Below are 11,903 nucleotides of genomic sequence, written 5' to 3'. Positions count from 1 at the left end.
CGTATGGTGTCGACGGACCGCGCAGTACGAGTCGGGTCGAGGCGAGGAGAACCGGTGCGTGACGCAGACTTCTTCCGGCGCTGGATGGCGGCCGCGGCGGCCGCGGTGGAGCGCGAGGCGGACCGGCTGACCGAGCTCGACTCCCCCATCGGGGACGCCGACCACGGGAGCAATCTGCTGCGCGGCTTCACGGCGGTGCTCGCGGCCCTGGACGCGGAGGCCCCGGCGGCGCCCGGGGCGGTGCTGCAGCTCGCCGGGCGGACGCTGATCTCGACGGTGGGCGGGGCGTCGGGGCCGTTGTACGGGACGCTGCTGCGCCGCACCGGCAAGGAGTTCGGGGATGCCGCCGAGGTCTCCGACACGGAGCTGCGGAAGGCCCTGTACGCGGGGGTGGCCGCGGTGGCGCAGCTCGGCGGGGCGGCGCCGGGCGACGCGACGATGCTGGACGCGCTCGTGCCGGGGGTGACCGCGCTGAGCACCTCGTACCGGGCGGCCGGTGACGCGGCCGAGCACGGGGCGCTGGCAACGGTGCCGATGCAGGCCCGCAAGGGCCGGGCGAGCTATCTGGGCGAGCGGAGCATCGGCCACCAGGACCCGGGCGCGACCTCGTCGGCACTGCTGCTGGGGGCGCTGGCCGACGTGGCGGACGGCGTCCTGTGACGGGCGGCGGACCGGTCGGCATCGTGCTGGTGTCGCACAGCGCGGCGGTGGCGCGGTCGGTGGCGGAACTGGCCCGCGGCTTGGCGGCGGGCGGCACGGTGGCCCCGCTGGCCACGGCGGGCGGCACGGCCGACGGGGGGCTCGGCACGAGCGCGGAGCTGGTCCTCGCCGCCGCGGCCGAGGTGGACCGCGGCGCCGGGGTCGTGCTGCTGGCCGACCTGGGCAGCTCGGTACTGACAGTGAAGGCCCTGCTGGCGGAGGACGAACTCCCTGAAGGGTCGCTGCTGGCGGACGCCCCGTTCGTGGAGGGCGCGGTGGCGGCCCTGATCACCGCCTCCACCGGAGCCCCCGCCTCCGCCGTGGCCTCGGCCGCGGCGGAGGCGTACGCGTACCGCAAGGCCTGACCCCGCCACCGCCGGATCCGGGACCGCCCGGCGCAACCGGGCGGTGTCCGCCCTAGGGCCGGCCGCGCAGGGTTTCGATCTCTCGGCGTTCCCGCTTCGTCGGGCGGCCCGCGCCGCGGTCGCGGATGCCGACGACCGCGGCTTCGACCGGGGTCGGCGGCGGCGGGCTGTTGTCGACGTAGCACTCCGCGGCGACCGGCGGGCCCACCCGCTTGGAGACGGGCCGCCTGACCACCACGATCCGCTCGCGCCCCGCGTGGAACAGCCGCACCTCGTCACCCGCGCGCACCGACTGGGCGGGCTTGGCGCGTTCCCCGTTGACCTTCACGTGCCCCGCCCGGCAGGCGGTCGCCGCGATCGAGCGGGTCTTCGTAAGGCGCACGGACCAGATCCACGCGTCGACCCGCACCGTGCCCGCGTCCGTTCCCGATACCGATACCGATTCAGCCATGACCCGACTCTAGCGAGACGAGCGGGTCGAAACGGAACGACTTTTGGCGATTACGACAAGTGCCATCGCAGCTACCAGGTACTTCATCCTGATGAGATTGCAAATGCGCGACGCATGCCCCTACCTTGTCGCACATGCAGTCCTACACAATCGGACAGGCGGCGCGTCTGCTGGGTGTCAGCCCGGACACCGCGCGCCGCTGGGCCGACGCCGGCCGGGTCACGACCCATCGTGACGAGACCGACCGTCGACTGATCAACGGCCGCGACCTGGCCGCCTTCTCCATCGAAGTGGGACAGGGTGCCCACATCGAGGACGGGGAGCCGTACACCTCGGCGCGGAACGCCTTTCCCGGCATCGTCACGGCCGTCCGGCTCGGCGACGTGGCCGCCCAGGTCGAGATCCAGGCGGGTCCCCACCGCCTGGTCTCCCTCCTCACCCGTGAGGCCGTGGAGGAGTTGGGGCTGGAGGTCGGAATGCGGGCCACCGCCCGCGTGAAGTCCACCAGCGTGCACATCGATCGCATCTGAACCGAGGAGTAATCCGCTCATGTCCCTGATTTCCACCCCGTCCCGCCGTCGCGCCACCACCGCCGTTCTGGCCGCCGCCCTGCTCGTCCCGCTGGCCGCGTGCGGCAAGAGCGGCGGTGACGGCAAGAAGGACGCCGCCGGCTCCTCCGCCGCGCCCTCGGCCTCCGCCGCGCCGGCCGCGAACCTCACCGTCCTGGCCGCCTCGTCCCTCACCGACGTCTTCAACTCGGCCAAGGACGTGTACGAGAAGACCCACCCGGGCACGAAGATCACCCTCTCCTACGCCGGTTCGCAGGAGCTCGCCGCCCAGGTCAAGCAGGGTGCCCCGGCCGACGTGCTGGTGACCGCCGACACCAAGACCATGGACGGCGTGAAGGCCGGGACGGGCGATGCCACGATCATCGCCAAGAACCGTCTGGTCATCGTGGCCGGCAAGGACAACCCGTACAAGATCGGCGCGCTGAAGGACCTGGCCGACACCAAGATCAAGGTCGTGCTCGCCGCGCCCGAGGTCCCGGTCGGCAAGTACAGCAAGCAGATCCTCGACGCCCAGAAGATCGAGGTGAAGCCGGTCTCGCAGGAGCCCAACGTCCGCGCCGTGCTGAGCAAGGTCGAGCTGGGCGAGGCCGACGCGGGTCTGGTCTACAAGACCGACTCCATCAAGTCCGGTGACAAGGTCTCCTCCGTGGACATCCCGGACGAGCAGAACGTGGTCGCCACCTACCCGGCCGCCACGCTGAAGGCGTCCAAGAACGCCGAGGCCGCGGCCGCGTTCGTCGCCTGGCTGAGCACCCCCGAGGCGCAGAACCTCTTCCAGAACGCGGGCTTCCAGAAGCCGTGACACCGCCGCGTCGCGGACGGCACGAGGGACTGCCCGATCCGAGGGGGGACGGGCAGTCCCTCTCGCCGTCCGCGGACGTTCCCGTCACAAGCGGTCCGTTCGAGCGGGCCGCCCCGTACGCTTCCCACGGCGGCCGCCCGCCGCCGCCCGCCCAGCCAGGAACCTGATGAGCACCTTCCGCACCCGCACCCGGCCTCCCGTGACCCTGGCGCTGCCCGCGCTGGTCGCCGTCGCGTTCCTGCTGCTGCCGCTGATCGGCATCCTGACGCGCACTCAGTGGGGCGAGCTCGGTGAGCACCTCACCAGCCCCGGTGTGCTCCAGGCCCTGCGGCTTTCGCTGGTCGTGTCCCTCTGGGCCCTCGGACTCTCGCTGGTGCTCGGTGTGCCGCTGGCCTGGCTGCTGGCCCGCGTCCAGTTCAAGGGCAAGGCCCTGGTCCGCTCGCTGGTCCTGCTGCCGATGGTGCTGCCGCCGACCGTCGGCGGTGTGGCCCTGCTGCTCGGCTTCGGGCGCCGCGGACTGCTCGGCCCGTGGCTGGAGAACACCTTCGGGATCACCCTGCCCTTCCACACTTCGGGCGCGGTGCTCGCGGCCACCTTCGTCGCGATGCCGTTCCTCGTGATCAGCCTGGAGGGGGCGCTCGGCGGCCTCAAGCAGAGCTACGAGGAAACCGCCGCGTCCCTCGGCGCCCCGCCGGTCCGCGTGTTCTTCACCGTGACCCTGCCGATGGTGGCTCCGGGCCTGATCGCGGGCGCCGCCCTCACCTGGGCCCGGGCGCTCGGCGAGTTCGGCGCGACCATCACCTTCGCCGGGAACCTGCCCGGCACCACCCAGACCCTGCCGCTCCAGGTGTACCTGCTGCTCCAGGACCGGCCCGAGGCCGCCACCTCCGTCTCGCTGCTGCTCCTCGCGATCGCGATGGCCGTGCTCATCGCCCTGCGGGGGCGCTGGACGAGCACGCCCACCGCCGCCTCCGACTCGGCCGGCGGGGCGGCGGGGTCCCGGGTGACGGCGGACGAGCCGACGCCCCTGACCGCGGCCCCGGCCGGTGCGCTCGCCGGCCGGCCCGCCGGGGACCCTGCGGGGGAGCCCGTCCCGGCCGGCGGGCACTGGCGCCTGCACGCCTCGGTCACCGGCTTCAACGAGCTCACCCTCGAAGCCGAACCCGGCACCACCATCGCCGTGGTCGGCGAGAACGGCGCCGGCAAGACCACCCTGCTGCGCGCCCTGCTCGGCCTCACCCCCCGGGCCCGCGCCGACCTGCGGCTCGGCGACACCGACGTCACGGCACTGCCCCCGCACGAGCGGCAGGTGGCCTGGGTCCCGCAGGACGGCGCCCTGTTCCCGCACCTGAGCGCCCTGGCCAACACCGCGTACGGGCTGCGGGCCCGCAGGGTGCCGCGGGCCGAGGCGCGGCGCGAGGCGCAGACGTGGCTGGACCGGCTCGGCGTCGGCCACCTCGCGCAGCGCAGGCCCGCCCAGCTGTCCGGCGGCCAGGCCCAGCGGGTGGCCCTGGCCCGCGCCCTGGCCGCCCGGCCCCGGCTCCTGCTGCTGGACGAGCCCCTGGCCGCCCTCGACCAGACGACCCGGGCGCACGTGCGGCACACCCTGCGCACGCACCTGGCCGGCTTCGGCGGGGTCTGCCTCATCGTCACGCACGACCCCGTGGAAGCGGTGTCGCTGGCCGACCGGGTCCTCGTGCTCGCCGACGGCCGCACCCTCCAGGACGCTCCGCCCGCCGAGGTGTCCCGGCACCCGCGCTCCCCCTGGGTGGCCCGGATGCTGGGTCGCAACGCCTGGCCGGGCACGGCGTCGACCGACGGGCTCACCCTCGACGCCGGCGGCCGGCTCGTCGTCGCCGAGCGGCTTCCCGAGGGGGCACAGGCCCTCGCGATCATCGCCCCGGAGGCGGTGTCGGTGCACCGGAAGCAGCCGACCGGCAGTCCCCGCAACGTCTGGCAAGGCACCGTACGGGAGATCACCGCGGTCGGCAGCCGGCTGCGCGTGCTGGTCTCCTCGTACGGGGCTCCCGACCTGGTCGCGGAGATCACCCCGGAGGCGGCCGCGGAACTGGGCATCGTCGACGGCTCCGAGGTGTGGACAAGCGTGAAGGCGACGGAGGTCACGCTCGTACGCCTGTGACGGGCGGGGCGGGCCGGCCGGGATCATCCCGGCGGCGGGCGGGGCGCGACCTGTCGTAGTGTCAGCGGTGCCCGTGCCGGTCCACTTCCTTCGTACGGGCACTCGTCTTCAGATCGATCGTTCCCGTGGGGGGTACACCGTCATGTCCTTCAGCGCGCCCGGATCACCACCGCCGCCGCAGCCGCAGCCCGGCCTCCCGCCGTACGGCGCGGCCCCGCATCCGGCCCCGCATCCGGCCCCGCCCCAGGCGGGCGGCCCCCTCCCCGGGCAGCCGTACCCGGCCCAGGGGCAGTACCCGCGGCCGCCGTACCCGTACCCACCTCAGCTCGTGGACGTCCTGCGTTCGCCCCAGGGCCTCGCCACCGCCCTGACGGTCGTGTTGTCGGTCACCGCCGCCGTCAATCTCTTCTCGGCCGGCGCCAACGTGTACGCCCGGTCCCTGATGACGGACCTCATCGCGGATCGGGACACGGTCTCGGAGGGTTCCCTGGACCTGTCGGACGTCATGACCGGCGCCGCCGGGTCCCTCCAACTGCTGACCGTGCTCGGCACGGCGGCCCTCTTCATCACCTGGTTCCACCGCGTGCGCGTGAACGGCGAGATCTTCCGCCGCGACGGGTTCACCCGTACCCGCGGCTGGGCCATCGGCGGCTGGTTCGTCCCCATCGGCAACCTGTTCATCCCGTACCAGACGGCACTGGAGATCTGGGCGGCGAGCACGCAGCAGGCGCCGGACGGCTCCTACCGGCGGGTTTCCACCGCGCCGGTCACGGCCTGGTGGGCGCTCTGGGTCCTCGCGGCGATCTCCGACCGGGTGTTCAGCGTGCTCTACGCGCGCGCCGAGACCCCCGAGACGCTGCGGAGCGCGTCATCGGTGGGCATCGTCTCCGACCTGCTCACGGTGGCCGCCGCCGTGCTCGCCATCGTCTTCGTCCGCAGGCTCACGGCCCTGCAGAACACCAAGGCCGCCCAGGGCCCGAACGCCGCGCTCTGAGCTCCGGCCCCGGAGACCCGGGCTTCACGCGGCGTGCTCCGGGGCGGTCGCGGCGAACTCGCACCAGACGCATTTCCCGGCGCCCCGGGGCTCCACGCCCCACCGGTCCGAGAGCCGGTCCACGAGCATCAGGCCGCGCCCGGACACCGCCCAGTCCCCCGCCTCGCGGCGCCTCGGCAGGGCGCTGCTGGAGTCCTCGACCTCGATCCGGATCCGACCGTCCGCGGTCAGCCGCATGCTGACCTGGCCGCCGCCCTCGGTGTGGACCAGGGCGTTCGTCATCAACTCGTCCGCCGCCAGTTCGATCTCGTCGGCCCGGTCCCGGGCGCCCCAGGCCGCCGCCGCCGCCCGGATCAGGTGGCGGGCCAGCGCCGGGGCCTGCGCGTCGCCCGGCTCCAGCTTCTGGGAGAGCGGGCCGCCGCCGCGCGCCGGAGGCGTGCCGCGGCGGCGCAGCAGGAGCAGGGCCATGTCGTCCCCGCCTCCGGAGTCCCCGACCAGGTCGCACAGCAGGTCGGCGAGTTCCTCGACGTCCGCGGGGCCGGTTCGGACCGCCGCCATCAGCTCCCGCATCCCGGTGTCGGTGTCCGCTCCGGGCCTTTCGATGAGGCCGTCCGTGCACAGCAGCAGGGTGTCGCCCGGGTGCAGTTCGAGGCTGGTGACGGGGTAGCCGGAGCCGCTCTCCCCGTGCTCGCGCGGGGGCAGGCCGAGCGGCAGTCCGCCCGCCACCTGGATGCGGTGGGAGCTGCCGTCGCCGCGCCGGACGATCGGGTCGAGGTGGCCGGCGCGGACCGTGCGGAACATGCCCGTGGTGAGGTCGACCTCGGCGTACGTGCAGGTGGCGAAGCGTTCCGTGGCCAGTTCGCGCAGGAAGGCGGAGGCCCGGGCCATCGCGGTGCCCGGGGTGTGCCCCTCGACGACGTACGCGCGGAGCACGATGCGCAGCTGGCCCATGACGGCGGCGGCGTCCGTGTCGTGCCCCTCCACGTCGCCGATCATCACCCCGACCCGGCCCTCGCCGAGCGGGATCACGTCGTACCAGTCGCCGCCGATGTCCCGCCCCATCCGTGCGGACCGGTACCGTACGGCGATCTGCGCGCCCGCCACCTCGGGGATCCGGCGGGGCAGCATGGCCCGCTGGAGGCCTTCGGCCAGGTCGTGCTCCTGCTCGAAGAGGATGGCCCGCTGGAGGCTCTGCGCGATGCCGCTGCCGAGGGCCATGAGGACGTTCCTCTCCTCGGCGGTGAAATCGCCCTCGCGCGCGTAGAGGAGCCCGAGGGCGCCGATGACGCGGCCCTGGGCGATCAGCGGCAGGTAGACGCCGCTGCGCACGGACAGCGGCTCGATGTACGGCCACAGCAGCGGGTAGCGGCGCGGGAACTCCTCCCGCGCGGACAGGTAGACCGGCTGCATCGTGCGCACGGCCTCGCTCATCGGGAACTGCGCCTCGATCCGCGTGTACTCGATCTCGGGCACGTACGTACCGAGCCGTCCCTCCGCGACCAGGTGGATGCGGCCGCCGTCCACGATGCCGAGCATCACGCTGACCGCGCCGAGGTGTCCGAGGGCCTCGGGGTCCTTGAGGACGTCGGTGACGTCGTTGACGGTGCGGGCGTGGGCGAGGATCGCGGTGGTCCGCTCGACGACCCCGGTCATCCGGCGGCGCCCCTCGGCCTGCTCCCCGGCGGCGCCGGGCTCGCCGGGGTCGTGGGCGGCGTCGCGGAGGATCCCGATGATGCGGTACGGGCGGCCGTCCGACTCCCGCAGGATGTGCCCCTGGATGTGGGTCCATGCCGGCGATCCGTCCCGGCGGCGGCTGCGCACGTACGCCCCGTAGTGGCTGCGGCCGTCCTTGAGTGCCTGCGCGACGCGGGCGTCGAGCCGGGCCTCCTCGGCCGGAGCGATGCGCGAGCGCAGTCCGGCGGGAGTCCCGGTGAACTCGTCCGGGCGCAGGTCGAGGACCTCCAGCGCGGTGGGATCCAGATACATCCGACCGCTGCCGAGGTCCCAGTCGAACGTGCCCATGCGGTTGAGCGCGAGACTCCTGTCCGGCCGCGCGGGCCAGTCGACCTCGGGGTTCCTTCCCCTCTGGACCATGCAGCCAGGGTCTCACCCTCCGGCCATATCGGCATGAAAAGGAACGCGGGACGGAAGCTCGGCCTCTTGCCCTACCGGCGAGCGTCGATCGCCGGATTCCAGGCGCCGTCGAACAAGGCGAGTTCCAGCAGATCCGGATTCGCCGCAGGCCACCCGATCCCCGAGGCTGCGAGCTGCTCGGAAGCGGCAGTGATCCAGTGCAGGTAGACCCCGTAGCGGTGTGGCGTCCAGCCGCTGTCCGACCACGTCCAGCCCGCCACGTCCGCCGCCGAGGACAGTCCGCTCTCGCGTGCGGTCCGCGCGGCGTGAGCGCGTACGACTCGCGCGACCCTCTGGTCCATGACAAGGGCACGAGGGGTGCAGGGAGCGTCCATGGCCAGGTCGAGGAAGTAGAGGAGCTTGGTGAAGAACGCCGGCCCCAGCCCTCTCACCGCTTTGCACAGCATTGCGTACGCCGCGACCGCCCCCTCGTTCGGGAGGGCCCTCCCGGCCCGGGACAGCGCGTCGGCGACGTTCGGCTCGGCCAGAACCGACTTGAGACGGTGGGGGCCGTAGCCGGTGCGACCCTGTCCCCACCCTCACCCCTCCCGTGGCGCTCTCGCCGTCCTGCACGACGGGGCCCGTGGCGGGGGCGGTCTGCGCGACATCGGGCCCCGGTCGCGGTGGGTGAGGGGATCACCCGCCGCGGCCGGGGCCGGTTCGGTCATCTACTACTGGTTTCCGTTCTCGTTGCCGGTGCCACCGTTCTGGTTGCCACCGTTCTGGTTGCCACCGTTCTGGTTGCCACCGTTCTGGTTGCCACCGTTTTCATTGCCGCCGTTCTGGTTGCCGCCGTTGTCGTTGCCGGCTCCTCCGTCGCTGTTCTGCGTGGGAGCCGCGGGAGGTGACGGCTGCTGCGGTGACGGCTTCGGGGGCAGCGGTGACGCCTGGGGCGGTGCGGTCGGCAGCTGGGGCTGCGTCGCGGCCGGGGGTTCAGGCGCCGGCGCCGTGGTCCGCGGGGCCGGCGGTACTGGTTCCGCCTGGCTCCGCTGGACCGACGGGGAGGCCGACCGGGATTCCGGCGCGGACCGCGAGGCGGATGCCGACGGGGACGCCGAGGCGGACGGGGTCGGGGAGGTGGACGGGGTCGGGGACGGCGAGGTGGACGGCGACTGCGAAGGCGACTTCGAGGGCGACTCGGATCCCGACGGCGAGACCGACGACGTCGGGGTCGAGGTCGGGGTGGAGGTCGGCGTCGACGTCGGAGTCGTGGTCGGGGTCGTGGTCGGGGTCGACGTGGTCGTCGGCGTCGTGGTCGGGGTCGTCGTGGGCGTCTTCGTCGGGGTGGACGTCGGGGTCGTGGTCGGGGTCTTGGTGGTCGTCGGGGTCGATGTCGGCGTCCGGGTCGGAGTGTGCGTCGGCGGGATCAGGGTCGGCGTCACGATCACGGGCGGCGGGACCGGCCTGTCGTGCTTGCCGTGGTGGTCACCGCGGTAGCGCTCGTACCAACGCCGGTCCTGGTGGTCGTAGATCACGAACTTGTGCACGATCGTCGGCGCCGGTGCGATGACCACGACCTGCGACGGCTGGTACGAGTTCCACACCTGTCCGTAGCGCTTCGGGTTGGCCTGCAGCGCCACCGGCGGACCGAGCGGGTTCCCGCAGGCGCAGCGCACCCGCGGCACCCCTCGGTCGTCGACCAGTACGGCCGTCCCGGCCTGGAGCACCGCCTGGTAGGTGGTGAGCTTGCCGTCCTGATAGCCGTGGTTCGTGACCCGGGTGTCCATCCGCAGCTGCACCGGGGTGAGCGAGCGGAGGTACGCGGGGACGGCCGCCGGCTGGACGCCGACGCCCGAGGCGAAGGCGGCGTTCTTGGCGGGGTCCGCCGAGAGGTCGCTGATCAGCTTCTCCACGTCACAGCTGGCGGAGTTCTTCGTGCCCCCGTACACGCCGGGTGAGGATCCGCTGATGCTGCGTGTTCCGGCCGGTGTGGCCGTGGCGGTGGGCTGCGCGGTGGGCGTGGGGCTCACCGGTGGCGGCTGTGAACCCTCCTTCGTGACCGTCGACGGCGTGAAGGGGTCGGGGCCCGAGGCCGCGGCCGGCTGGAGGAACACCTCGCGGTCGGCCTGCGGGGTACCACTGGGCCGGGTCAGCACCACGGCCAGGGCCACGGCCGCGGCCACGGCGACGAGCACGGTGGCGAGCCGGGGTACGGATCGCCACCAGGGGCCCTTCGGCTGGTCGCCGGGACCGCCCGGGCCACCCGGGCCGCCGGGTATGCCCGGGCCGCCGGGCGGCGCGGACGGCGGTGGAGGCGGCGGCGGGCCCTGTTGCTGCCCGCCCGAGAGCGGGCCGGAGGGGGGCCCCGTGGGGCGGCCGGAGGGCGGCACCGAGGGGCGGTCTGGTGACGGCGGCTGGCTGCCGGAAGGTTGCGTGGTCACGGGCTCTTCTTCCCAGGAGGAGGAGTTCCCTGCCGGACCATTGTGTGCGCCGTTCAGGTGGTGCCCGCAAGCCGAGCCTGCCTACGGTGGCTGGGTGAGCCATACGACGCGATCACCATCGCCGGGGGGCTCCATGGGGGCGGTGCGCGACGCCTTGGTCGCGGTCGTGGCGGCCTTCGCCGTGATGGCCGCCGTCGCCGCGGCCGGGCTGGCCTGTGCCGACGCCGTCGATCTGCCGGGCGGCGCGTTCCCCCGGGTCGTCGCCGCCGTGGTGGTGATGGCGGCCGGCGGGTCCGTCGAGGTGACGGGCGGCGCGGGCGTCCTCGGGGGCGCCGAGGCGAGCCTGTCCCTGCTGCCGCTCTCGGTGAGCCTCGCCGGCGCCCTCACCGCCGGCTGGCTCTTCCTGCGCCCCCTGCACAACCGGGCGGTGGCGCGGCCCCGCGAACTCCTGAGCCGGGCCGTCCCGTTGGTGGTGATCTGGCTCCTCGTACTCATGGGCGCGACCCTGCTCGCCCGCCAGACGTTCGCCATCTCCACTGGGGACAACCCCCTCGGCCAGATCGGTGAACTCCTCGACTCCGCGCCGAAGGTGGGCTTCGAGGGCGCCCTGGGCCCGACGCTGCTGTTCGGACTGCTCTGGATCCTGGGGCTGTTGCTCGTCTCGCTGCTCGTCTCGCGGCGCGCTCCGCTGCCGGCCCGGCTGGTGCGCTTCCACACGGCACTGCGCCCGGCCGCCTTCGCCACCGTCGTACTGCTCCTCGCGTACGTGGTCCTCGGCATCCTCGTCGGGCTGGTCGTGGCCGCCACGCAGGGCCATGCCGCGCAGACCCTCGCCGTGCTGCTGCTCGGGCTGCCCAACCTGGTCTGGCCCGCGCTGACCCTGGGCTTCGGCGGCGCCTGGGAGGGCAAGGTCGAGGGGCCCTTCGGGCTGCCGATGCCGCAGCTGCTGGACCAGGCCCTGCGCGGCCCCGACCTGTCCACGATCGACGTCGCCTCCCTCGCGGAACGGGACGCGCGGGCGTGGTGGCTGGTGGTCGTCGCCGCCGTCCTGCTGCTGGGCACGGGCGTGCTGACCGCCGTGCGCTCCCCCGCGCACGTGCGCCCCTGGCAGCACGCGCTCCACCTGGGCGTGGCCCTGGCCCTCGGGACGCTCACCGTCTGTCTGCTGGCCGGGGTCCAGGCCCGGTTCGGGCTGTCCCTCCTGGGCATCGGCGACGTGGACGGCCTGGGCGGCACCGTCGAGTTCGCCGCGGTCCTGGGGCGGACCGTCGGCCTCGCGCTCCTGTGGGGCGCGGTGGCCGGGTTCTTGGGCGCCCTGCTGGCCCGCCCCCTGCACCGCCGCGGCAGGGTGGAGGAACCGAAGGGGTGA

The 11,903-nt window shown here is 73.8% G+C and carries 9 protein-coding genes and 2 pseudogenes; 7 read left to right on the top strand and 4 right to left on the bottom strand.

The genetic code is table 11. The features are described 5' to 3' along the window. The first annotated feature begins 3 nt into the window (after window positions 1-3). Both dhaL and ACFYYJ_RS15210 read left to right on the top strand, forming a co-directional pair. Window positions 4-660, top strand: coding sequence for a dihydroxyacetone kinase subunit DhaL (gene dhaL / locus ACFYYJ_RS15215; RefSeq protein ID WP_389132400.1), 657 nt, complete (start codon window positions 4-6; stop codon window positions 658-660). Next, window positions 657-1,064 carry a PTS-dependent dihydroxyacetone kinase phosphotransferase subunit DhaM gene (locus tag ACFYYJ_RS15210; RefSeq protein ID WP_385127905.1) on the top strand — a complete coding sequence of 136 codons (408 nt, stop codon included), beginning with the start codon at window positions 657-659 and terminating at the stop codon, window positions 1,062-1,064. The genes dhaL and ACFYYJ_RS15210 overlap by 4 nt, the downstream gene beginning before the upstream one ends. A gap of 52 nt (window positions 1,065-1,116) precedes the next feature. Here ACFYYJ_RS15210 and ACFYYJ_RS15205 read toward each other — a convergent pair whose 3' ends face one another. Next, a complete protein-coding gene (locus ACFYYJ_RS15205; RefSeq protein WP_385360778.1) occupies window positions 1,117-1,515 on the bottom strand; it encodes an RNA-binding S4 domain-containing protein in 399 nt (132 codons plus the stop codon). Between the two features lie 134 nt (window positions 1,516-1,649). Here ACFYYJ_RS15205 and ACFYYJ_RS15200 point away from each other — a divergent pair, with 134 nt between their 5' ends. The 4 genes from ACFYYJ_RS15200 to ACFYYJ_RS15185 all read left to right on the top strand — a co-directional run bounded on the left by ACFYYJ_RS15200 (window position 1,650) and on the right by ACFYYJ_RS15185 (window position 6,020). Continuing rightward, window positions 1,650-2,045: a molybdopterin-binding protein gene (locus ACFYYJ_RS15200; protein ID WP_389132397.1), complete on the top strand. Its 396-nt coding sequence runs from the start codon at window positions 1,650-1,652 to the stop codon at window positions 2,043-2,045. Window positions 2,046-2,064: 19 nt separating this feature from the next. Further along, window positions 2,065-2,886 carry a molybdate ABC transporter substrate-binding protein gene (gene modA, locus ACFYYJ_RS15195; RefSeq protein ID WP_389132396.1) on the top strand — a complete coding sequence of 274 codons (822 nt, stop codon included), beginning with the start codon at window positions 2,065-2,067 and terminating at the stop codon, window positions 2,884-2,886. Window positions 2,887-3,052: 166 nt separating this feature from the next. Further along, a complete protein-coding gene (locus ACFYYJ_RS15190; protein ID WP_385360775.1) occupies window positions 3,053-5,026 on the top strand; it encodes an ABC transporter permease in 1,974 nt (657 codons plus the stop codon). Window positions 5,027-5,168: 142 nt separating this feature from the next. Continuing rightward, a complete protein-coding gene (locus ACFYYJ_RS15185; protein WP_389132392.1) occupies window positions 5,169-6,020 on the top strand; it encodes a DUF4328 domain-containing protein in 852 nt (283 codons plus the stop codon). A 24-nt stretch (window positions 6,021-6,044) separates the two neighbouring features. Here the strand turns inward: ACFYYJ_RS15185 and ACFYYJ_RS15180 are convergent, their stop codons facing one another. The 3 genes and pseudogenes from ACFYYJ_RS15180 to ACFYYJ_RS15170 all read right to left on the bottom strand — a co-directional run. Continuing rightward, window positions 6,045-8,114: a SpoIIE family protein phosphatase gene (locus ACFYYJ_RS15180; protein WP_389132390.1), complete on the bottom strand. Its 2,070-nt coding sequence runs from the start codon at window positions 8,112-8,114 to the stop codon at window positions 6,045-6,047. 71 nt (window positions 8,115-8,185) lie between these two features. After that, window positions 8,186-8,677: pseudogene (locus ACFYYJ_RS15175) on the bottom strand (hypothetical protein); the annotation flags it as partial. A 603-nt stretch (window positions 8,678-9,280) separates the two neighbouring features. Next, window positions 9,281-10,483, bottom strand: a pseudogene (locus ACFYYJ_RS15170) (DUF6777 domain-containing protein); the annotation flags it as partial. Window positions 10,484-10,667: 184 nt separating this feature from the next. Here ACFYYJ_RS15170 and ACFYYJ_RS15165 point away from each other — a divergent pair. Then, window positions 10,668-11,903, top strand: a complete 1,236-nt coding sequence (locus ACFYYJ_RS15165; protein ID WP_389132771.1) for a streptophobe family protein — start codon at window positions 10,668-10,670, stop codon at window positions 11,901-11,903.

Source organism: Streptomyces sp. NPDC002467 (genome assembly GCF_042889825.1).
Lineage (GTDB): Bacteria > Actinomycetota > Actinomycetes > Streptomycetales > Streptomycetaceae > Streptomyces.
The sequence above is the reverse complement of the archived record's forward strand: the minus strand, read 5'-3'. Positions and strand labels throughout refer to the sequence as shown.

Coding starts and splice junctions, on each gene's coding strand:
- ACFYYJ_RS15185 (WP_389132392.1), top strand. CDS start 5,169: ATGTCCTTCAGCGCGCCCGGATCACCACCGCCGCCGCAGCCGCAGCCC.
- ACFYYJ_RS15200 (WP_389132397.1), top strand. CDS start 1,650: ATGCAGTCCTACACAATCGGACAGGCGGCGCGTCTGCTGGGTGTCAGC.
- ACFYYJ_RS15165 (WP_389132771.1), top strand. CDS start 10,668: ATGGGGGCGGTGCGCGACGCCTTGGTCGCGGTCGTGGCGGCCTTCGCC.
- ACFYYJ_RS15205 (WP_385360778.1), bottom strand. CDS start 1,515: ATGGCTGAATCGGTATCGGTATCGGGAACGGACGCGGGCACGGTGCGG.
- modA (WP_389132396.1), top strand. CDS start 2,065: ATGTCCCTGATTTCCACCCCGTCCCGCCGTCGCGCCACCACCGCCGTT.
- ACFYYJ_RS15190 (WP_385360775.1), top strand. CDS start 3,053: ATGAGCACCTTCCGCACCCGCACCCGGCCTCCCGTGACCCTGGCGCTG.
- ACFYYJ_RS15180 (WP_389132390.1), bottom strand. CDS start 8,114: ATGGTCCAGAGGGGAAGGAACCCCGAGGTCGACTGGCCCGCGCGGCCG.
- dhaL (WP_389132400.1), top strand. CDS start 4: ATGGTGTCGACGGACCGCGCAGTACGAGTCGGGTCGAGGCGAGGAGAA.